General features: G+C 66.6%; 18 protein-coding genes. 10 read left to right on the forward strand and 8 right to left on the reverse strand.

The annotated features are described in order from the left end of the window. Positions 1-30 precede the first annotated feature (30 nt). Positions 31-699 (forward strand): histidine phosphatase family protein, encoded by a 669-nt coding sequence (locus B7X65_RS16085; protein ID WP_293595312.1) that lies wholly within the window; start codon positions 31-33, stop codon positions 697-699. Here B7X65_RS16085 and cutA read toward each other — a convergent pair. From cutA to B7X65_RS16105, 4 genes are read right to left on the reverse strand one after another with little or no spacing between them, the layout of a single operon-like run. Beyond that, on the reverse strand, positions 690-1046 hold the full coding sequence (cutA, locus tag B7X65_RS16090; RefSeq protein ID WP_293595313.1) for a divalent-cation tolerance protein CutA: 357 nt from the start codon (positions 1044-1046) through the stop codon (positions 690-692). The genes B7X65_RS16085 and cutA overlap by 10 nt on opposite strands. 23 nt (positions 1047-1069) lie before the next feature. Next, a complete protein-coding gene (ctaD, locus tag B7X65_RS16095; RefSeq protein ID WP_293595314.1) occupies positions 1070-3589 on the reverse strand; it encodes a cytochrome c oxidase subunit I in 2520 nt (839 codons plus the stop codon). Then, positions 3586-4542, reverse strand: coding sequence for a cytochrome c oxidase subunit II (coxB, locus tag B7X65_RS16100; protein ID WP_293595315.1), 957 nt, complete (start codon positions 4540-4542; stop codon positions 3586-3588). Before coxB ends, ctaD begins: the two co-directional genes overlap by 4 nt. After that, a complete protein-coding gene (locus tag B7X65_RS16105; protein ID WP_293595316.1) occupies positions 4539-4943 on the reverse strand; it encodes a c-type cytochrome in 405 nt (134 codons plus the stop codon). Before B7X65_RS16105 ends, coxB begins: the two co-directional genes overlap by 4 nt. Before the next feature lie 90 nt (positions 4944-5033). Here B7X65_RS16105 and B7X65_RS16110 point away from each other — a divergent pair, with 90 nt between their 5' ends. Further along, a complete protein-coding gene (locus B7X65_RS16110) occupies positions 5034-5870 on the forward strand; it encodes a c-type cytochrome (protein WP_293595317.1) in 837 nt (278 codons plus the stop codon). 110 nt (positions 5871-5980) lie between these two features. Here the strand turns inward: B7X65_RS16110 and B7X65_RS16115 are convergent, their stop codons facing one another. From B7X65_RS16115 to B7X65_RS16125, 3 genes are all read right to left on the reverse strand, one after another. Continuing rightward, positions 5981-7333, reverse strand: coding sequence for a sorbosone dehydrogenase family protein (locus B7X65_RS16115; RefSeq protein ID WP_293595318.1), 1353 nt, complete (start codon positions 7331-7333; stop codon positions 5981-5983). A 126-nt stretch (positions 7334-7459) separates the two neighbouring features. Continuing rightward, complete coding sequence (locus tag B7X65_RS16120; protein ID WP_293595319.1) at positions 7460-8278, reverse strand: creatininase family protein; 819 nt, start codon at positions 8276-8278, stop codon at positions 7460-7462. Between the two features lie 56 nt (positions 8279-8334). Next, positions 8335-9984 carry a DUF4080 domain-containing protein gene (locus B7X65_RS16125; RefSeq protein ID WP_293595320.1) on the reverse strand — a complete coding sequence of 550 codons (1650 nt, stop codon included), beginning with the start codon at positions 9982-9984 and terminating at the stop codon, positions 8335-8337. Positions 9985-10001: 17 nt separating this feature from the next. On the opposite strand from B7X65_RS16125, the gene B7X65_RS16130 reads away from it, so the two are divergent. The 8 genes from B7X65_RS16130 to priA all read left to right on the forward strand — a co-directional run bounded on the left by B7X65_RS16130 (position 10002) and on the right by priA (position 19169). Next, complete coding sequence (locus B7X65_RS16130) at positions 10002-10775, forward strand: alanyl-tRNA editing protein (protein ID WP_293595321.1); 774 nt, start codon at positions 10002-10004, stop codon at positions 10773-10775. 10 nt (positions 10776-10785) lie between these two features. Beyond that, positions 10786-11115 (forward strand): DUF167 family protein, encoded by a 330-nt coding sequence (locus tag B7X65_RS16135; protein ID WP_293595322.1) that lies wholly within the window; start codon positions 10786-10788, stop codon positions 11113-11115. Between the two features lie 96 nt (positions 11116-11211). Then, on the forward strand, positions 11212-13365 hold the full coding sequence (locus B7X65_RS16140) for a thioredoxin family protein (RefSeq protein WP_293595372.1): 2154 nt from the start codon (positions 11212-11214) through the stop codon (positions 13363-13365). A 51-nt stretch (positions 13366-13416) separates the two neighbouring features. After that, entirely contained in the window at positions 13417-14043 is a 627-nt protein-coding gene (locus tag B7X65_RS16145; RefSeq protein ID WP_293595323.1) for a thioredoxin family protein, read from the forward strand. A gap of 8 nt (positions 14044-14051) precedes the next feature. Further along, positions 14052-14492: a CoA-binding protein gene (locus B7X65_RS16150; protein WP_293595324.1), complete on the forward strand. Its 441-nt coding sequence runs from the start codon at positions 14052-14054 to the stop codon at positions 14490-14492. A 48-nt stretch (positions 14493-14540) separates the two neighbouring features. Then, the gene (locus B7X65_RS16155) at positions 14541-15293 is read left to right on the forward strand and encodes a hypothetical protein (protein WP_293595325.1); all 753 of its coding nucleotides are present in this window, start codon (positions 14541-14543) and stop codon (positions 15291-15293) included. A 184-nt stretch (positions 15294-15477) separates the two neighbouring features. Next, on the forward strand, positions 15478-16578 hold the full coding sequence (hemE, locus tag B7X65_RS16160) for a uroporphyrinogen decarboxylase (RefSeq protein WP_293595326.1): 1101 nt from the start codon (positions 15478-15480) through the stop codon (positions 16576-16578). Positions 16579-16943: 365 nt separating this feature from the next. Then, positions 16944-19169, forward strand: a complete 2226-nt coding sequence (gene priA, locus B7X65_RS16165) for a primosomal protein N' (RefSeq protein ID WP_293595327.1) — start codon at positions 16944-16946, stop codon at positions 19167-19169. Between the two features lie 201 nt (positions 19170-19370). On the opposite strand, the gene B7X65_RS16170 is transcribed toward priA, so the two are convergent. Further along, the gene (locus tag B7X65_RS16170; RefSeq protein ID WP_293595328.1) at positions 19371-20324 is read right to left on the reverse strand and encodes an AEC family transporter; all 954 of its coding nucleotides are present in this window, start codon (positions 20322-20324) and stop codon (positions 19371-19373) included. Positions 20325-20372 lie beyond the last annotated feature (48 nt).

Raw genomic sequence — 20372 nt, forward strand, 5'->3', positions numbered from 1 at the left:
TGTGGCTTCGGTGGGCGCCACAATTTGCCCATGGGAACCCTTTACCTCGTGCGCCACGGCCAGGCCTCGTTTGGCGCTGAAAACTACGATGTGCTGAGCAGCATGGGGCATCGTCAAAGCGTGCGGCTGGGGGAGTACTTCAAATCCAAGGGCCTGACCTTCGATGCGGCGCTGACCGGCACGCTGAACCGCCAGATCCAGACCTTTGCCGGCATCTGCGAAGGCATGGGCACGGCGCCCGATGCCTTGAGGCAAACCGGGCTCAATGAATACGATGCGGAAGCCGTGATCGCAGCCATCCATCCGGCCAAACTCGAAAAACCGACCTCGCCCGAAATGGTCCGCAGCCACTTCCGCCTGCTCAAGGACGGCCTGGCGCAGTGGATGGCCGGCGTGGTCAGCCCGCGCGGCATGCCCAGTTACACCGATTTTGTGGCGGGCATCACCGGGGTGCTCGACCACGTCAAGACCAGCTACACCGGCAACGTGCTGCTGGTCTCCAGCGGCGGCCCGATTGCCACGGCCGTGGGCCATGTGCTGGGCACCAGCCCCGAGGCCACCATCGACCTGAACCTGCGCATCCGCAACTGCTCGCTGACCGAGTTTGCCTTCACCCCCAAACGCCACATGCTGGTGACCTACAACACGCTGCCACACCTGGACGCACCGGAACACGCGGACTGGATCACCTACTCCTGAACCGGGGCAGGCGGCAGGGGCGCCGCCCGCGTGCCTTCGCGCAGCCAGGCCAGATACCCGACCGACCCGGCCGCAACCGGCAACTGCAGCAGCTCGGGAATTTCATACGGGTGATGGGCGCGGATGAAGTCCTCCAGCGCAGGCACCCGGGCCGTGCGCGTCTTGGCCAGCAGCAGGTATTCCGCCTCGCGGCGGCTGTCACCCTTCCAGACATAAAAGCTGGTCGTCGGGACCACCTGAACACAGGCGGCCAGCCCGGCCTCGACCATGCCGCCGGCCAGCGCCTGCGCGGCGGCCTCGCTGTCCACACTGGTCATCAGCAGGCAAAAATCGTTCGATGTTTCCATGGCCCGTCCCTCCGTGAAAAGAATCAGCCGAAAAGCGGCATCAGGTGGATGATGCCCATGCCTGCCAGGCCCTGCATCGTCACGTAATGCCAGAGCAGAGCGGTGTTGTCCAGCGAGGCGCGGGCGTCGCTGTGCAGCTTGGCACTCCAGGCGCGTGCACAGACATACAAGCCCATGATGAGCAGCACCGCCACATGAAAGCCCTGCCAGGCCAGCATGGCCGCGACCGTCGCGCTCCAGGCATCGGCCGTCGGACTCAGAACGGCGAGCTGCTGGCCCCGGCCGTCCAGGCCGAATGCCGCCAGCACACACAGCACGGCCAGCAGCACCAGCGCCCAGACCGGCGCGCGGCGGCCACGCGCCAGCAGTACCTGCGCGCCCAGCATCGCAGCCGAACCAGCCAGCAGCAAGGCGGCGGATGCCAGCGGCCAGAAGGCGCCCGGCAGGCTGGCGCCGGGCGGCGGGCAGACGTCGGCGGCCATGGCCACATGCACATGCGCAAACACCAGCGAGGCAAACACGGTGGCATCGACACACAGCAGGATGATCATGGCCCACCAGGAATGCGAGGCCATGCCGCGCGCGCCCACCGGCAGGAAGATGCCGTCGGCCACCTCGGCCGTCGCCGCATGCGGCGGCTGGTCGGTTTGCCACAGCCAGGCCACGATGGCGACGATGGCGGTGATGCCACAGGCAAAGGCCAACACCACCTGCGCCACCGTCAGCAGCAAAAAGAAACCGGCCGTGCCCGCCGCCGCGATGAACGGCCACCAGCTGTCGCCGGGCAGCACCAGCAAATGTTGCGGCACGGCGTCGCGCCAGCTGGTCACCAGGGTCTCCCTCCCGCCCGAACGGGTGCCGGGCAGCCAGTGCCGGCCGGCCACCACCTCGGCGGCCAGGGTGGGCCGGTCCCACAGCGGCTCGCGCGAAGCGATCTGCGGAATGCTGCGCATGCCGTAGTCCTCCTGCGGCAGCCATTCCAGCGTGGGCGCGTTCCACGGGTTGTCGTGGTCGATTTTTTTCCTGAACAACACGCGCGCCGCATCGATGAAAAACAGCAGCACGCCCAGCGCCAGGATGAAGGAGCCCAGGCTCGACAGCAGGTTCAGCAAGTTCCAGCCGAGGTCGCCCGCATAGGTATAGACGCGCCGCGGCATGCCCAGCAGGCCGCTGATGTGCATGGGGAAAAACGCCAGGTTGAAGCCGCCGAACATCAAGCCGAAGACCCAGCGCGCGCAGCGTTCGGACAGGCGGTGCCCGTTGAACACCGGCGCCCAGTAGTAAAGACCCGCAAACACCGGGAACACCATGCCGCCTATCAGCACGTAATGCAGGTGCGCGACGATGAAGTAGGTGTCGTGCACCTGCCAATCGAAAGGCAGCACCGCCACCATGATGCCGGTCAGCCCGCCCAGCACGAAAATGAAATGAAAGCCCAGCAAAAACAGCGTGGGCGCCGTCATCTGCACGCGGCCTTTCCAGAAAGTCGCGATCCAGGAGAACACCTGCACCGCGCTCGGGATCGCCACCGCAAAACTCGCGGCCGAGACAAACAGCATGGCATGCCGGCTGAGGCCCGCGGTGAACATGTGGTGGGCCCACAGCGCAAAACTGATGAAGCCGACCGCCACCAGCGCGACCACGATGGCGCGGTGACCGACCAGCGGCGTGCGCGCCATCGCCGGCACCATCATGGAGACCATGCCGGCGGCCGGCAGGAAGATGATGTAGACCTCGGGGTGGCCGAAGAACCAGAACAGGTGCTGCCAGAGCACCGGGTCGCCGCCGCGCGCGGCGATGAAGAAAGGCCAGTCGAAGGCGCGCTCCAGTTCCAGCAGCAGGGTGCCGGCAATAATGGCCGGAAAGGCGAACACAATCATGAAGGCGCTGACCAGCATGGCCCAGGCGTAGACCGGCATCTTGCCCAATGTCATGCCCGGCGCTCGCGTGAACAAAATGCCGATGATCAGTTCGATCGCGCCGGCAATCGCCGAGATTTCGATGAAGCCTATGCCCAGCAGCCAGAAGTCGGCGCCCAGGCCCGGAGAATGCTCCTTGCCGGTCAGCGGCGGGTACATGAACCAGCCGCCGTCGGGCGAGACGCCGAAAAAAATCGTGCAGAAAAACGCGATGCCGCCTATCGCATAGGCCCAGAAGGCGTAGGCGCTCAGGCGCGGGAATGGCAGGTCGCGCGCGCCCAGCATGCCCGGCAGCAGATAAACCGCAATCGCCTCGACCACCGGCACGGCAAACAGAAACATCATCACCGTGCCGTGCATGGTGAAAACCTGGTTGTAGGTCTGCGCGCTGAGCAGGGTGTTGTCGGGCAGCGCCAGCTGGGCGCGCATCATCAGCCCCAGCACGCCGGCCAGCACGAAGAACAGCAGCGCGGTGGCGATGTAGAAGACACCGATCTGGCTGTTGTTGACGGCCGACAGCAGGCGCCAGCCTTTCGGCGCTTCCCAAGCGCGTTCCAGCCGTTCGAGTTCACCCGGCGGGCGCGGCAGGCTGGAAGGCAGGCCGTCGGCCGTGTGGAAGGTCATTTCAGGTGCTCCAGCCAGGCCGCCAGGGCCGCGAGGGTGTCGGCATCCATGTCGGTGGATGAAGGCATGCGCGCGCCCGGCTTCACGTCCTGCGTGTGCGCGACCCAGTGCGCCATCGCGCCGGGCTGGTTGAGCAAGGTGCCGGCACCCAGGTAGAGCCGGCTGCCGACATGTGTGAGATCGGGCCCGAGACGGCTTTCGTCGGCCACGCCACGCACCGTGTGGCAGGCATTGCAGCGCTGCGCCAGAAAGGCCGCGCGGCCGCGTTCGAGCAGCGCATCATCCGGCGCCGCCGCCGGCCGTGCCTGCCCGGCCAGCCAGGCATCGAAGTCGGCGGGCGCATGCGCCACCACATGCAGGGCCATGCGCGCATGCTGCTCGCCGCAATATTCGGCGCACTGGCCGCGCCAGCTGCCGGGCTGGTCCACCTGCACCATCAGGTGATCGACCCGCCCCGGCACCATGTCCATCTTGCCGCCCAGTGCCGGCACCCAGAAGCTGTGGATCACATTGGGACTGCTCAGGCCCAGCCACGCAGGCCGGCCTGCGGGCAGATGCAGCTCGTTGGCCAGCGCCACGTCCTGCCCGGTGGCGGGGTCGCGGTAACGCACTTCCCACCACCACATGTGGGCCGTGATGCCGACAATCAGCGCGCCCGGCGGCGGGCGCTCCATCCAGCCGGGGGTGCGCGCCATCGTCCAGACCAGCAGGGCCGTAAGCACCACCAGCGGGAACACCACGCCTCCGCCCAGGATCCACAGCCGGGAGGACACCGGTCGCGCGCCATCGCGTCTGCGGAGAGACCCGGCCAGCAGCGCCATGACAAAAACAAAAATCAGCGTCGCACCGATGATCAGCAGCCAGCTCAGGCTGGTGATGCGGGCGGCGGCCTCGCCGGCCGGCGCCAGCACCGACTGGAGTTGCGGCGCAAGCGGCAGCAAGGGCGCGCTCACTCGAGCTGCCCCAGGTAAGCCGCCATGTGGCGCGCATCCTCGGGCGAGACACCCATGCTGGGCATGGGCGTGTCCGGCACCAGCGACGCCGGCGCAACCATCCACTGCGCCAGTGTTTCGGGGAAATTCGGCACGCGGCCGGCGATGTAGCTGCGTTTGCCGAAGGCCTGCAGGGTCGGTCCGTGGATGCCGCGCGCCGCCGGCACGCCGGGAATCGCATGGCAACTGCCGCACTGGTACTGCGTGAGCAGGCGCAGACCCCGGGCGGCGTCACCGGCCGCCACCGGCTTGAGCGGGGGTGCGGGATCGGCGGCATCGGCGCCGCAGGCGGCCAGGCCCGCAAGCCCCAGCGCCAACAGCGTCAGCGAGGTGGCACGGGACAGCGGGTCAAAAATCGGCATGCCCGATTCTTCTCCACGCGCGCGCAAATCCTTGCAGGACAGCGCCGACACTTGCCATCTCCCATACGCGGTCAACGCAAAATAGTAGCGATGAAAAACACCACGCTGGTGCTCACCACCGTCACCGCCCTGCTGGGCGCTGCGCTGGCCGGCGCGGGCTTCGTGGTCTACAGCGGCGTGTACAACGTGGGGGCTACAGCGCAACACCTGCAACCTGTGCATTCGCTGCTTGAAACCACCATGCGCAACTCGGTACGCTGGCGCGCCCGCCACATCGAGACGCCGGCGCTGGACGATGCGCCGCGGCGGCAGCGCGGCGCCGCGCTGTACCGCGACCACTGTGTGCAGTGCCACGGTGCGCCAGGTGTGGCGCAGTCGGACATCGGCAAAAGCATGCAGCCGGTGCCGGGTCCGCTGGTGGACGCGCTGCAGCGCTGGCGCCCGCGCGAGATCTACTGGATCACGCGCCACGGCATCAAGATGAGCGGAATGCCGGCCTGGCAGTTCCGGCTGGACGATGAAGCGCTATGGGACGTGGTGGCCTTTGTGGCCACCTTGCCCACCCTGAGCCCGCAGGCCTATGCGCAGATGACCCAGGCCGCTGGTGCCGCGCCGCAGCGCTCGCCTGCCGCCGCACCCCTGCGCGCCGGCGATGTGGAACGCGGCAAGCTGGCGCTGGGCCAATACGCCTGCCAGGCTTGCCACACCATCCCCGGCATCACCAGCGCCTTGCCGAATGTCGGGCCGCCGCTGCAGGGTCTGGCCAGCCGCAGCCTGATCGCCGGCAAGCTGGTCAACACGCCCGACAACCTGGTGTTGTGGGTCCGTGACCCGAAAGCGGTCAAGCCGCAGACGGCCATGCCCGACATGGGCGTGAGCGAGCTTGACGCGCGCGACATGGCGGCCTATCTGGCCACGTTGCGATAAACCGGCGCCGGCAATCTGCTATCAAGTAAAGAGCTGATCGCGCTTTTCCAGCGTGGGCCGAAGGTCGATTTTATGCAACATCACTGGCGCAGACCGGGATCGCCCCTGGACTAGCGCACCGGCGTTCCAGCCACCCGCCAGATCACATTGCCGACGTCGTCGGCCACCAGCAGCGCGCCGCGTTTGTCGAGGGCGACACCCACGGGCCGGCCATAGGCCTTTCCGTCGGGGCTGACAAAACCGGTCAATACATCAATGGGTTTGTCCGAGGGTTTGCTGCCGATGAAGGGCACAAACACCACCTTGTAGCCGCTCAGCGGCTTGCGGTTCCACGAGCCGTGCTGGCCGACAAACACGCCGCTGGCCAGCGACGTAGGCAGCGTGTTGCCTTCGGCAAACACCATGCCCAGCGGCGCGACGTGGGAGCCCAGCGCGTAATCGGGTGCAATCGCCCTGGCCACCAGGTCCGGCCGCTGCGGCGTCACGCGCACATCAACCGTCTGCCCGTAATAGCTGTAGGGCCAGCCGTAAAACGCGCCGTCCTTCACCGAGGTCAGGTAGTCGGGCACCAGGTCACTGCCGATCTCGTCGCGCTCGTTGACCACGGTCCAGAGCGTGCCGTCGGGCGCCCAGCCCATCCCGTTGGGATTGCGCAGGCCGGAAGCAAACAGCCGGCGCGTGTTGGTTGTGGGGTCGACCTCGTGGATGGCCGCCCGGTCCACCTCGATGTCCATGCCGTTTTCACCGACATTGCTGTTGGACCCGACAGTGACATACAGCTTGCTGCCGTCGCGGCTGGCGATGACGTTTTTGGTCCAGTGGTGGTTCAGGCCCGCCGGCAGGTCCACCACCTTGACCGGCGTGGCCGTGATCGCGGTCTGGCCCTCTTCATACGGCACCTTGACCAGCGCGTCCGCATTGGCAATGAACAGCTCCTTGCCGACCAGCGCCATGCCAAATGGCGAGTTCAGGCCCTGCATGAACACCGCGCGGGTTTCTGCCTTGCCGTCGCCGTCCACATCGCGCAGCAGCGTGATGCGGTTGGCACTCGGCACGCCGGCGCCGGCCCGCTTCATGACCACCCCCATGATCCAGCCCTTGATGCTGAAACCGGCGTCGGGCTGGGGCGGCTTGTTGCTCTCGGCCACCAGCACGTCACCGTTGGGCAGGGTGTAGACCCAGCGCGGATGGTCCAGGCCGGTGGCCAGGGCTGTCACCGTGGTTCCGGCCATGGGCTGTGGCATCACGCCTTGGGGCCAGCCCTGGGCCGGAGCGATGTTCACGGTGGGGATCAGCGACTTGACCGGCTGGGGCAGTGTGGGTGTGATGCCCACATCGGCGCCGGCAGGCAGCTTGGTCGTGTCGCCACAGGCGCTCAGGCCCAGCGCCAGCGCTGCGCACAGCGGCAACAGCACGAAACGGGAAACACGGGAGGCGGGGCGGGCAACAGGCAGGGCGGGCATGGTCGATCCTTGTTCGGTGATGGGCGGCGCTTGTGGGTCGCGCGTCCTGCTGATTGTTGACCCTTCAGGCTACTGTGCTCTGTCAGCTGATGTCCCCAGTTTTTGTCAGGACGGCCGCGCGTCGCTTCAGGCCAGCGGCGGGAGTTGGCGGACCTCGTGCAGCAGCTGCGCCAGCGCCTGCCCGCTGGCCTGCAACACCGCCAGGCCTTTTTCGGCCGTGGCCGCCGCCGCATTGCCGGCCGCGCCCAGCGGGTTCAGGTCCTGCGCGGCCCAGGCCAGTTTGGTGCTGCTACCGTTGCCAAGGATGGCGTGTTGCTGCGCCCGGTCCTGGCTGCTGGAGTGAAAGTTCTGCGCCAGCGCCAGGTCCACCTTGTGCGGATGCAAGGCCAGCATCATGGAGGTTTCCACGTCGCCGCCATGCACGCCGAAGCGTTCCTCGTCAGGGCCGAACAGCTGCTTCACGGCAGCCGGCAGCGGCAGGCTGAAGGTGTTGACGGTGAACACCGTCATGCCGAAACGCGCGCGCAGCTCGCGGCCCACGATGTCCAGCGTGGAGACATTGCCGCCGTGCGCGTTGAGAAATACCAGCTTTTTGATGCCGGTGCGCGCGACCGATTCACCGAGGTCGATCCAGCTCTGGATCAGCGTGGCCGCGCCCAGGGTCAGGGTGCCGGGAAAGGCGATGTGTTCGATGCTGCGGCCCACGGTCTGGGTCGGCAGGAAGAGCACCGGGCCACCTTGTTCCAGATGCGGCAGGCAGTGTGCAATCACGCCATTGACCAGGTCGGTGTCCACACTGAGCGGCAGGTGCGGACCATGCTGCTCGATCGCGGCGACCGGCAACACGGCGATGGTCGCGGCGACATCGAGGCGGGCGAAGTCGGGGCTTTTGAGGTCGGCCCAGAAATGGGGAAAGGATGCCGGGGAGGGGGGCGCGGGGTTCATGGGCGTATTCTGGGCCATTCTGCGCTGGGGGTGTTCTGCCGTTCGAAGGTTCAAAACTAAGCCGCCGCCGCTGCCTTCTGAATCTCCACCCGCAAATTCTGCTGCTGGCTCAGATGCCGACCCTGCCGCCGAGCCCCGTGTAGCTCCGCCGCTGCCGAAAGCGCTTTCTGCGGACCGCCCAGCAACGCCGCCAGACACTGCGGCCGCCCGCGCGCACCGCTGGCCTGGTAATCCGCCAGCAAGGCAGCGCACACAGCCTGCGGGTCGAGCAAACGCACTTGCGTCAAATGCCCATACAACAGGTCCACCAGTTTTTCCAGCGCAAACTCATGGGTCTTGCCCGTGGTCTGCCAGAGCCAGTCGCTGAAGGCCAGGAAATGCCCGAAGGCCGAGCCGGGCGCCAGCAGCAGATCGAGGCTCAAGGCAAACCGCCCCGAATTGGCCACCATCTCCCAGTAGCGCGCAAAACGCTTGATGCGCTGCATGGCCGCAAAATCCACCGTCGAGTTTTGCAAGATGGTGTAGGGCGTGTGCGGGTCATAGATCATCGCAAAGTTCAGCGTGTGCCGCGTGATCGGGGTGCCGCGCAGGCGCTTGAGCACGCCGAACTGGATCTCGTGCGGCGCGAGAGCGTGCAGGCGGTCGAAGCCCTCGGCAAAACTCTGCAGCGTCTCACCGGGCAGGCCGAAGATCAGGTCGGCATGCACGTGGGCACGGCTTTGCGTGACCAGCCAGCGCAGGTTGTCGGCGGTCTTGTCATTGTCCTGCTTGCGCGAGATGCGTTGCTGCACCTCGGGGTTGAAACTCTGGATACCGACCTCGAACTGCAGCGCGCCGTCGGGGAACTGCGCAATCAGTTCTTTCAGGCGATCCGGCAGGCTGTCGGGCACCACTTCGAAATGCACGAACACATCGGGTGCTTCGGCGATGCGGTCCAGGAAAAACTGCAGGATGCGCACCGAGTTGTCGATTTTCAGGTTGAAGGTGCGGTCCACAAACTTGAAGTTGCGCGCGCCACGGCGGTACAGCGCGTCCATTTCCGCCATGAAGCTGTCCAGGTCAAAGGCCCAAGCGGTTTTGTCGAGCGAGCTCAGGCAGAACTCGCACTTGAACGGGCAGCCGCGCGAGGCCTCGACATACAGCAGGCGCTGCGCCAGGTCCTCGGCCGTGTACTCCTTGTAGGGCAGGGCCAGTTCATCGAGCGGCGGTTGCTCGCCGGCGATGACCTTCATCAGCGGCTTCGGGCCCCCACCTGGCAATTTAAGCAGCGCTCGGCAGAGTTTAGGAAAACTCACGTCGCCCCAGCCGGTCACCACATGGTCGGCCAGGCGGCAGATCTCCTGCTCCCCCACCTCATGGCTGACCTCGGGTCCGCCCAGCACAATCTTGATGTCGGGCCTCAGGGTTTTCAGCAGGCGCACCAGCTGCGTGGTTTCCACCACGTTCCAGATGTACACGCCCAGGCCGATCACCTCGGGCTGCAGCGCCAGCAGCTCTTCCACCATGCGGGTCTCGGGCTGGCCGATGACAAACTCGCGCAGCTGTGTCTGCGCGCGCAGGCCCGCGCCGCCATGCTTGTCCATGTTCGCCAGCAGGTAACGCAGGCCCAGCGAGGCGTGGATGTATTTGGCGTTGAGCGTGGCCAGGACAATACGCGCCCCGCCCCGGGGCTCAGGGGGAAGGGGCGAAGGCGCGAGGGAGTTCATGCCGGTATTATCAAACCATGACACAAACAATGTTTCGTGATGACGCTTATCTGGCTGAATGCAGCGCAACCGTGACCGCGGTGACCGAACAAGGCCTGGTGCTGGACCGCACGGTGTTTTACCCGCTGGGCGGCGGCCAGGCCGGCGACACCGGTGTGCTGGTGCTGGCCGATGGGCGTGAAATCCCCATCGCCGACACGCGCAAGGGCAAAAACGCAGAAGGCCAGTTCACCGCGGACATCTGCCACCTGCCGGCCTTGCCCGACCCGGCCACGTCGGTGCTCGACCACCTTTTGCGCATGGGCGTGAAACCCGGTGATGTGGTGACCGCCCGCGTCGACTGGGCGCGCCGGCACCGGCTCATGCGTTTTCACACCACCACCCACCTGCTGTGCCACCTGGTGCCGCAGCTCGTCAACGGCTGCTCGATCACGCCCGACTATGCGCGGCTGGACTTCAACATGACCGACCCGCTGGACAAGGACGTCCTGAGCGCCGGCATTGCCCGCCTGGTGGCGGCCGCGCACCCGGTGGCCGTGGGCAGCATCAGCGACGCGGAACTCGACGCGAACCCGGCCCTGGTCAAAAGCATGAGTGTGCAGCCGCCGCGCGGCAGCGGCCAGGTGCGCACCATCCGCATAGGCGGCGCCGGGGCAGACGCCATGATCGACTTCCAGCCCTGCGGCGGCACCCATGTGGCCAACACGTCCGAGATCGGCGCGGTGGTGGTCACCAAAATCGAGAAAAAAAGCGCCACCACGCGCCGCGTGGTGCTGGGCTTCGCCGCCTGATCTTTCTCCGATGCGACCGAGAAACATCACCGGCGACTCCTTTTTTGCCTGGGACGGCGAGGTGCTGGTGGTCAACATCCTGGGCAAACCGTCGGCCAGCCGTGACGCGATCGGCAAACCCAAGGGCACCCAGCTCAAGGTCAGCGTGACCGCGGCGCCGCAGGCCGGCAAGGCCACCGACCACATGCTGCGTTTCCTGGCGCCGCTGTTCGGCGTGGCGGTCAGCGACATCGAAGTGGTTTTCGGCCGGGAAAACGTCAACAAGCAGCTGCGCATCCGTGCGCCGAAAAAGCTGCCGGCGGTGTTTGCGCAGCCCTCGCTGCTGCCCGGGCCGGATTGAACCCTGTTCAGGCCTGCCCACGGGCTCTGCCGGACAATAAGGCCTGCGGGCACCGTCCCAGGAACTAAAGGCCAGCGTGCCGCTCACACCATGACCATGATTTTTCACCGCTTCGCGTCCGCTCTGTTTTTGATAGCTGCTTGCGCAGTAACGACGGGCGCCGCCGCCCAAATCAACTTCACCAACAAGGCCGCGGCGAATGCCGTGGTCAGCACCGACCAGGTGCGTGCCGAACTGCTGGCCTGGGCGCCCGATGGCGTGGAGCCGGGAAAACCGGTCTGGGTGGGCCTGCAGCTGGCGCACATCCCCGAGTGGCACACCTATTGGAAAAACTCCGGCGATTCCGGCCTGCCGACCCAGCTCGAATGGACGCTGCCGGCCGGCGTCACGGCTGGCGACATCGCCTGGCCCACGCCGAAAAAGATACCGATTGGCACCCTCGCCAACTACGGCTACGAAAGCACGGTGCTGCTGCCGGTGCCGCTGACCGTGGCGCCCGGCTTCAATGCCTCCAACCTGGACATCCGGCTCAAGGCCAGCTGGCTGGTCTGCAAAAAGGAATGTATTCCGCAGGAAGGTGATTTTTCCCTGCAGATCCCGGTCCGGAGTTCGACCGGCAGCAGCAGCGGCCTGTTTGCCGCCGCCTTTGCCGCCAGCCCCCAGCCGCTGGCCGCCACCGGCAGCCAGGTGCAGGTCAGCGCCAACACCCTCCAGGTGACGCTCGCAGGCCTGCCCGTGCGTCTGCAGGGCAAGACCCTGGACTTTTTCCCTGAGACCGGCAGCGTGATCGAGCCCGCCGGCGCCTGGCAGCAGAAATGGCAGGGCGCGCTGTGGACCGCGCAGCTGCCGCTCTCGAGCCAGCGCAGCGAAAGCCCGCGCGTGATGCCGGTGGTGGTGGCGCTGGACAAGACCGCCTACCGCATCGAGCTGCCGGTCCAGGGCGACTGGCCGGCCGTGGCCGCCGCGGCCACGGTGTCGCCCGCGCTGGAAGCAGCGCTCAAGGCCAATGCGGCGCTGGGCGCAGTGCCCACCGGCAACAGCGCGCCGCCGCTCACGCTGGTCGCCGCCCTGCTCGGTGCGCTGCTGGGCGGGCTGATTCTCAACCTCATGCCCTGCGTGTTTCCGGTGCTGGCCATCAAGGTGATGAGTTTCGCCAAGGAAAAAAACCGCGCGGCACGCCTCGCCGGCGGGCTGGCCTACACGGCCGGCGTGGTGTTGTCCTTCCTGGCGCTGGGCGCCCTGCTGCTGGGCCTGCGCGCCACCGGCGAACAGCTCGGCTGGGGCTTTCAGCTGCAAAGCCCGGCCGTGGTGGCCGGACTGGCCGTGTTGTTCACGTTGATCGGCCTGAACCTCGCGGGCCTGTTTGAATTTGGCAGCTTTGTGCCCGGCAAGGTCGCCGGCCTGCAGGCCAAAAACCCGACGCTCAATGCCTTTCTGACCGGCGTGCTGGCCACCGCGATTGCCTCCCCCTGCACCGCGCCTTTCATGGGGGCGTCGCTCGGTTACGCCGTGGGCCTGCCGGCCGTCCAGGCGCTGGCGGTGTTTGGTGCCATCGGCCTGGGCATGGCCCTGCCCTACCTGGCGGCCAGTGCGGTGCCGGCGGTGGCGCGCGCCCTGCCGCGACCGGGCGCGTGGATGGTGACCTTCAAGCAGCTGATGGCGTTTCCGATGTTTGCCACCGTCGCCTGGCTGGTCTGGGTACTGGGCCAGCAAAGCGGCATCGACGGTGCCGGCGCCCTGCTGGCGCTGCTGGTGCTGATGGCGCTGGTGTTGTGGTCGCTGACACTGCGGGGCCGGACCCGGACTGTGGCCGCCACGCTTTCGATAGCGCTTGGCGCTTTCGGGGCGTGGACTGTGGGCCAAAATGTCATCAAACCGCTGGAGGCATCCAGCGTCGCCGCAACAGCCTCGGGCCGCTGGCAGGCCTGGGAACCGGGCCGCGTGGACCAGCTCGCAGCCCAAGGCCAGAACGTGTTTGTCGATTTCACCGCCGCCTGGTGCGTGACCTGCCAGTACAACAAGAAAACCACGCTGGCCGATGCCGATGTGCTGGCCGACATGGATGCCAAAAACGTCGCCCTGCTGCGCGCCGACTGGACGCGCCGCGACCCGGCCGTGACCGCCGCGCTGGCGCAACTGGGCCGCAACGGCGTGCCGGTGTATGTGATCTACAAGCCCGGCCGGGCGCCTGTGGTGCTGTCGGAAATTCTGTCGGTTGCCGATGTGCGGGCCGAACTGGCCAAGCTGTAGTACTGCCTGTCACTTCATCTGTCACTTCATTTTTCTGAAGGAGATCAAGCCATGATGAATCACCGCGTCAATCGCCGGATCTTTTCCAGCGCTCTGCTCACCGCCCCGTGGGCTGCGACCCTCACGCAGACCGCCCATGCGGCCGTTGGCCAGGCCGCGCCGGACTTTTCTGCGGTGGATACCGCCGGAAAACCCCATAGACTCAGCGACTACAAGGGCAAGCTCGTGGTGCTGGAATGGACCAACCCCGGCTGCCCGTTTGTGCAAAAACACTACAGCGGCAACATGCAGGGCCTGCAGAAAGAGGCGGTCGGCAAAGGGGTGGTCTGGCTGGCCATCAACTCGACCGAAACCGGCAGCGGCGACTACCTGGCGCCCGCCCAGCTTGCCGGCTGGATGCGCAACAAGCAGGCGGCGGCCAGCGCCACCCTGATGGACGAGTCCGGCAGCATCGGCCAGCTCTACAGCGCCCGGACCACGCCGCACATGTACATCATCAGCCCGCAGGGCCAGCTGGTGTATGCCGGGGCCATCGACAGCGTGCCCTCCGCCCGTGTGGACGACATACGGACCGCAACCAATTATGTGCGCCAGGGCCTGAACGAAGCGCTGGCCGGCAAGGCCCTCAGCGTGGCAAGCAGCCGCGCCTATGGCTGCTCGATCAAGTACAAGGCATGAGTCCCTCCGTGAACGCCCTCCCGCCGGCCGAACGCCTGCCCTACATCCTCACCCACTGCCGCACGATTGCGGTGGTGGGCCTGTCGCCCAAACCGCATCGCGCCAGTTTCGACGTGGCGCGTTACATGCAGGGCCAGGGTTACCGCATCATCCCGGTCAACCCCAATGCCACCGAAGTGCTCGGGGAAAAAGCCTATGCCAGCCTGACGGAAGCCGCGCAGCACGAACCCATCGACTTGGTGAACTGCTTTCGCAACAGCGAGGACATTCCGCCCATCGTCGACGAGGCCATCGCGATTGGCGCCAAGGCCGTCTGGATGCAGCTCGGCATCCGCCACCCGGCGGCCACCGCCCAGGCCGAAGCGGCGGGCCTGCTGGTGGTGCAGGACCACTGCCTCATGGTTGACCACAGGGTGCTGAAGTCGCGCGGCCTGCTGCCGGGGGGCTGACGGGTCCGCGGCGCTTGCGCCCTGCGGCGGCTCCGGGATAATCGCCGCATGCCCTCCCCGCGCCGGCCTCTGCTGTTGTCCTTGTTGTCCCTGTTCTGTCTGCCGGCCTTGCTGCTGCTGGGCGGCTGCCTCCAGACGGCCCCGACCCACCGCGGCGAGACGCCGGTGGCGCCGCTGACCTCGGGCGAGCTGGCGCAATCGGACGTGAACCGCATGGCCACCCTGGGCATGCGCGACAACCTGGGCAGCCTGTACCGCCTGCTCGACAAGCTTTACCGGCGCAACCCCGCCGAATGGCGCAAGACCGGCAGCACCAGCCGCGAGGCGGCGGTCCAGCGCGTGCGCAGCGCCATCGACAGCCGCACGCCCTGGCCAGAGCTGCAGGGCAAACGCGACATCGCCGCCCTGTCGCTGGCCCTGAGCCCCGACTTCCGGGGCGACCGGGTGGCCGCTTTTGTGTACGCCAGCGCCGACATGCTCATCGTGGCGCACAACGGCAAGACCGACTTCTACCTGGTCGACAGCCTGGATGCGCAATACATCTACAACGCCGCGCGCAACATCGAGTCCGCCGTCTGGCTGCTGGCCTCGCGGCGCAACCCGGCCGGCCAGCCCCTGCTGCTGGCAGACGAGATCTCCGAGCGCGAGCGCAACCTCAGTTTCGAGCGCGAGTTCGGCAAGGTGATAGGCCGGCTCGACCTGCTCTCCGAAGTCCTGACCGAGAAATACCGCCGCGCCGTGATCACCTATGTGCAGAGCCTGGCGGGCGCTTCCTTTCTGCAGTTCCTGCCGGTCCGTTAGATAGGCCCCCACGCTCCCCACTTCGTGTGGTTCGCTGCCCCCCGAGGGGGCCGCTGCGCCTGCGGGCCGGCGAAGCCGGACCCGCGGCCCCTGCTTGAAAAGACATCGCCGCGCGATCGCTCACTGAATACCGTTCGTCCTGAGCTTGTCGAAGGATGCCCTCCCGACCTGAGACAATACAAGCATGTTTGCTCCCCTCCAAAACGACACCTTTTTACGCGCCTGCCTGCGTCAGGCCACCGATTACACCCCCGTCTGGCTGATGCGCCAGGCCGGACGCTACCTGCCGGAGTACCGCGCCAGCCGCGCCAAGGCCGGCAGTTTCATGGGCCTGGCGACCTCGCCCGACTACGCCACCGAAGTCACGCTGCAGCCGCTGGAGCGTTACCCGCTGGACGCGGCCATCCTGTTTTCCGACATCCTGACCGTGCCCGACGCCATGGGCCTGGGCCTGTCGTTTGCGCTCGGCGAAGGTCCGCGTTTTGCCACCCCGGTGCGTGACGAAGCGGCCGTGGCAAAACTCGAAGTGCCGGACATGGAAAAACTGCGTTATGTCTTTGACGCCGTCACCTCCATCCGCAAGGCGCTGAACGGCCGGGTGCCGCTGATCGGTTTTTCCGGCAGCCCCTGGACGCTGGCCTGCTACATGGTCGAAGGCGCCGGCTCGGACGACTACCGGCTGGTCAAGACCATGCTGTACCAGCGCCCCGACCTGATGCACAGGATGCTCGCCATCAATGCCGATGCGGTGGCGGCCTACCTGAACGCCCAGATCGAGGCCGGCGCGCAGGCAGTGATGATTTTCGACAGCTGGGGCGGCGTACTGGCCGACGCGGCCTTCCAGACCTTTAGCCTGGCCTACACCCAGCGCGTGCTGAGCCAGCTCAAGCGTAGCCATGACGGCGTGGTCATTCCGCGCCTGGTGTTCACCAAGGGCGGCGGCCTGTGGCTGGAACAGATGGCCGGACTCGACTGCGAGGTGCTCGGCCTGGACTGGACCGTGAACCTGGCCCAGGCCCGGGCACGCGTGGGCGATCGCAAGGCGCTGCAGGGCAACCTGGACCCGAACGTGCTGTTTGCCCAGCCGGCGCAGATCGAGCAGGAAGTGGCCGCGGTCCTGGAGAGTTTCGGTACCCCGCATGCGGACACGCGCAGCAGCGGCCCGACCCACATCTTCAACCTGGGCCACGGCATCAGCCAGCACACCCCGCCCGAAAACGTGGAGGTGCTGGTCCGCGCCGTGCATGCCTATTCGCGCCGCATGCGCACGGGTACCCCGCATTGATGCGGGTTTTGCCGTCTGATAGCACAAATTCCAGCTCCGCAGACCCGACTTATTCACAAAATTTGTGCTGCGGTGCCGCATGAAGCTGTAACAAGTCGGTCTCCCGCTATCAAAGCCATAGCGCTTCTAAGTGCTTGATTCATATAGGATCTTTAAACTGCTTTTTTTGCGGGCAATTTAAGAAAAGCCTTGATTTATAAGGCCCGGACGCGTGCCGGGGCAATCTATCAACAAAGTTATCCACAGAAACCTTGGAAGACCGTCAAAGCTTTTTTAAATCAAGCACTTACAGCGATGTTCGCAAATGTATCTGAGGACTATCTGCTTAACTATCCCCTCTGTTCTTCCAATCGATCCACCCGAAAATGAGGTATTGGCTCAGCATCGTTGTCGCCACACCCGCCCACAGCAGCGTGGCCGGACCGCTGACCTATCGGAGCGAGTGGCCGCTTCCGCCGGGAAGCCTGGTGCGCGTTCCGCTGGGCAAACGCGAGGTCCTGGGCGTGGTGTGGGAGGTCTTGCCGGACAGCGGCGACCTGCCGGAAAGCCAGTCCAAAGCGGTGCTGGGCGCGCTGGACGGCCTGGCGCCCCTGTCGGCCACCTGGCGGCGGCTGGTCGGTTTCACCGCCAGCTACTACCAGCGTTCCATTGGCGAAGTGGCCCTGGCCGCCCTGCCGCCGCAATTGCGCGAACTGAGCACCGTGCAGCTGGCACGCCGGCTCAAGCGGCCGGTGGCCCCCGCGCCGGACACCCCGGACACTACAGATTTAATAGCACTCAGCGCAGAGCAGGAAAGGGCTATCGCCGAATTTGATGCAGATACCCGGCCGGCCCTGCTGTTTGGCGCGACCGGCAGCGGCAAGACCGAGGTGTATCTGCGTGCCGCCGCCAAGGTGCTGGCCGGCGACGCCAGCGCCCAGGTGCTGGTGATGGTGCCCGAAATCAACCTGACGCCGCAGCTGCAGGCGCGTTTCGAGGAACGTTTTGCCCACCTCGGCAAGGCCCAGGTGGTGGCGCTGCACAGCGGCCTGACACCCGCACAGCGGCTCAACAGCTGGCTCGTCGCCCACGCCGGCCAAGCGCGGCTGGTGCTGGGCACCCGCATGGCAATTTTTGCCTCGCTGCCGAATCTGCGCCTGATCGTCGTCGACGAGGAACACGACCCCAGCTACAAGCAGCAGGAAGGCGCGCGTTATTCGGCGCGCGATCTGGCGGTTTACCGCGCGATGCTGGAAAGCGCACGATCACAGGCAGGCGACAGTGAGAGCGCGGAGGCTTTTCCCTTGCCAGCCGGGGCCGCGGAACCGGCTTTGCCGGGCCGCAGGCGCAGCGCCCCCCCGGGGGGCAGCGCAGTACACGAAGCGACAAGCGTGGGGGCCTGTCGCGTCCTGCTGGGTTCTGCCACGCCTTCGCTGGAAAGCTGGCAGGCCACCGTGGTGGGCCGCTACCAGCGCCTGACCATGAACGAACGGATAGGCGGCGCGGAACAACAGGGCAGCCTGCCGGCCGTCCGGCTGGTCGACATGAACCACCAGCCCAAACACTGCACGATCGCGCCGCCGCTGCTGGACGCGATAGCCCAGCGCATCGCGCGCGGCGAGCAGTCGCTGATCTTCCTGAACCGGCGCGGTTACGCCCCGGTGCTGGCCTGCCACGACTGCGGCTGGAAAAGCGAGTGCCCGCACTGCAGCGCCTTCCGGGTCTTCCACAAGATAGACCGCACCTTGCGCTGCCACCACTGCGGCTTCACCGAACGCGTGCCGCGCGCCTGCCCGGCCTGCGGCAACATCGACATCGCGCCTGTGGGCAAGGGCACGGAGCGGCTGGAAGAACACATCGCCGAGTTGCTGGCGGGGGTGACTCGCCCCGACGGCAGCCCCCTGCGCATCGCCCGCATCGACGCCGACACCACCCGCCTGAAGGGCGCGCTCGAATCGCAGCTGGCCAGCGTGCATGCGCGCGAGGTCGATGTGCTGGTCGGCACGCAGATGATTGCCAAGGGCCATGACTTTCGCCACATCACGCTGGTCGCGGCGATCAACCCTGACGGCGCCTTGTTCTCCAGCGATTTCCGCGCGCCCGAGCGCCTGTTCGGCCTGCTCATGCAGGCCGCCGGGCGCGCCGGGCGTGATGCCGACCATGGTGAGGCCAGCGAGATGTGGGTGCAGACTTTCCATCCGCAACACCCGCTGTTCGCTGCGCTGAAAAAACACGACTACCCGGCGTTTGCGGCGCAGGAACTCAAGGAGCGCGAAGCGGCCGGCATGTCGCCCTTCGGCTTTTCAGCCCTGGTACGCGCCGAGGCCCGGGACCAGGCCGTGGCCCAGGGTTTTCTGAATGCCGCGGCAGCGGCCGCGCAGACGCAGCAACTGCCCGGCCACGATGCCGTCACGCCTTACCCGGCCGTGCCCATGACCATCCAGCGGGTGGCCAACATCGAGCGCGCGCAGATGCTGGTCGAAAGCCCCTCGCGCGCGGCGCTGCAGCGTTTCCTGGCGGCCTGGCAGCCGCTGCTGCACCAGACCCGGCAACAGGGCGACTTCAAAAGCCTGGTGCGCTGGGCCATCGACGTGGACCCCCTGGCCATATAACGCCCCCACGCTTGTCGCTTCGCGTACTGCGCGAGGCCTTGCAGGCCGCCGCTCGCCGGAGGCTTCGCTTCTGTCGCCTGTCCAAACCTGCGCCGGCAGGTTTGGAGCCGCAGGCTCCAGCCCCTCGGGGGCGCTGCGCCTGCGGGCCGGCGGAGCCGGACCCGCGGCCCCGGCTGGTCTGAAGAGGCTTCTGCGGGAGCCTCAGGTCAGCAGTGCGACGGCGCCTGAAAAAGTGAAAAACGCCAGCACCGTCGACACCAGAATGATGCGCGCGATGCGCCCGTTGTTGGCGCCGAAACGTTCGGCCAGCAGCGACACGTTGCTGGCGCTTGGCAGGGCGGCCACCAGCACGATCACCGTCAGGGCAAAAGGCTGCAGCGGCACGCCGAGCTGGATGGCGCCCAGGCCCATCAAGCCGACCAGCAGCGGGTGCAGGATCAGCTTGATCAGCGCCACCGGCACATAGTCTCTCAGGGGAATGGTTTCCACGCTGGTCATCTGGGAGCGCGCCAGCACCGCGCCTATGGTGAACAGCGCGACCGGCGAGGCGGCGTCGGCCAGCAGGACCACCGTCTGCATGACCGGTGCCGGCAGTGCCAGTCCCAAGCCGGACGACACGGCGCCCAGCAGGATCGCCCAGGGCATGGGGTTGAGGGCCACGCCCTTGAGCGCGTTTTTTGCCGCCACCTCCGCGCCATGGATGTCGGCCGAGTCCAGCCGGGACAGGGCGATACACAGCGAACTCGTCACCAGCAGGTCCACCACGATGGTGACGATGGCCGGCCCCGCCGCCTGCGCGCCCAGCAGCGCCACCAGCAGGGGCACGCCCATGAAACCGGTGTTCGGGAAAGCCGCGACCAGCGCGCCGAAGGACGCATCGTTCCAGCCGATGCGCCGGTTGCGCGTCACGGCAATCGTGAACGCCACCATGATCAGCGCGCACAGCAGGTAGACCGCCACCAGCCCGCCGTCGAGCAGTTGCGCCACCGGCGTGTTCGCGCCAAAGCGGTACAACATGCAGGGCAGCGCGAAATACAGCACAAAGGTGTTGAGGCCGGGAATTGCGGCCTGCGGCAGCAGCCCGCGCCGCGCCGCCAGGTAGCCACACAGCACCAGCGCGAAGAAGGGAAAGGTGACCAGGAGAATGCTTAACACAGGCCGTATTGTCACCGCCAACGGGGCCGCCCCGCTGACTGGCTATGA

This window comes from Polaromonas sp. 39-63-25 (assembly GCF_002278925.1).
GTDB lineage: Bacteria > Pseudomonadota > Gammaproteobacteria > Burkholderiales > Burkholderiaceae_C > Polaromonas.

Bases quoted from the DNA above. Each gene is read 5' to 3' on its own strand.
- B7X65_RS16085 (WP_293595312.1), top strand. From the start codon at position 31: ATGGGAACCCTTTACCTCGTGCGCCACGGCCAGGCCTCGTTTGGCGCT.
- cutA (WP_293595313.1), bottom strand. From the start codon at position 1,046: ATGGAAACATCGAACGATTTTTGCCTGCTGATGACCAGTGTGGACAGC.
- ctaD (WP_293595314.1), bottom strand. From the start codon at position 3,589: ATGACCTTCCACACGGCCGACGGCCTGCCTTCCAGCCTGCCGCGCCCG.
- B7X65_RS16105 (WP_293595316.1), bottom strand. From the start codon at position 4,943: ATGCCGATTTTTGACCCGCTGTCCCGTGCCACCTCGCTGACGCTGTTG.
- B7X65_RS16110 (WP_293595317.1), top strand. From the start codon at position 5,034: ATGAAAAACACCACGCTGGTGCTCACCACCGTCACCGCCCTGCTGGGC.
- B7X65_RS16115 (WP_293595318.1), bottom strand. From the start codon at position 7,333: ATGCCCGCCCTGCCTGTTGCCCGCCCCGCCTCCCGTGTTTCCCGTTTC.
- B7X65_RS16120 (WP_293595319.1), bottom strand. From the start codon at position 8,278: ATGAACCCCGCGCCCCCCTCCCCGGCATCCTTTCCCCATTTCTGGGCC.
- B7X65_RS16125 (WP_293595320.1), bottom strand. From the start codon at position 9,984: ATGAACTCCCTCGCGCCTTCGCCCCTTCCCCCTGAGCCCCGGGGCGGG.
- B7X65_RS16130 (WP_293595321.1), top strand. From the start codon at position 10,002: ATGACACAAACAATGTTTCGTGATGACGCTTATCTGGCTGAATGCAGC.
- B7X65_RS16135 (WP_293595322.1), top strand. From the start codon at position 10,786: ATGCGACCGAGAAACATCACCGGCGACTCCTTTTTTGCCTGGGACGGC.
- B7X65_RS16140 (WP_293595372.1), top strand. From the start codon at position 11,212: ATGATTTTTCACCGCTTCGCGTCCGCTCTGTTTTTGATAGCTGCTTGC.
- B7X65_RS16145 (WP_293595323.1), top strand. From the start codon at position 13,417: ATGATGAATCACCGCGTCAATCGCCGGATCTTTTCCAGCGCTCTGCTC.
- B7X65_RS16155 (WP_293595325.1), top strand. From the start codon at position 14,541: ATGCCCTCCCCGCGCCGGCCTCTGCTGTTGTCCTTGTTGTCCCTGTTC.
- hemE (WP_293595326.1), top strand. From the start codon at position 15,478: ATGTTTGCTCCCCTCCAAAACGACACCTTTTTACGCGCCTGCCTGCGT.
- priA (WP_293595327.1), top strand. From the start codon at position 16,944: ATGAGGTATTGGCTCAGCATCGTTGTCGCCACACCCGCCCACAGCAGC.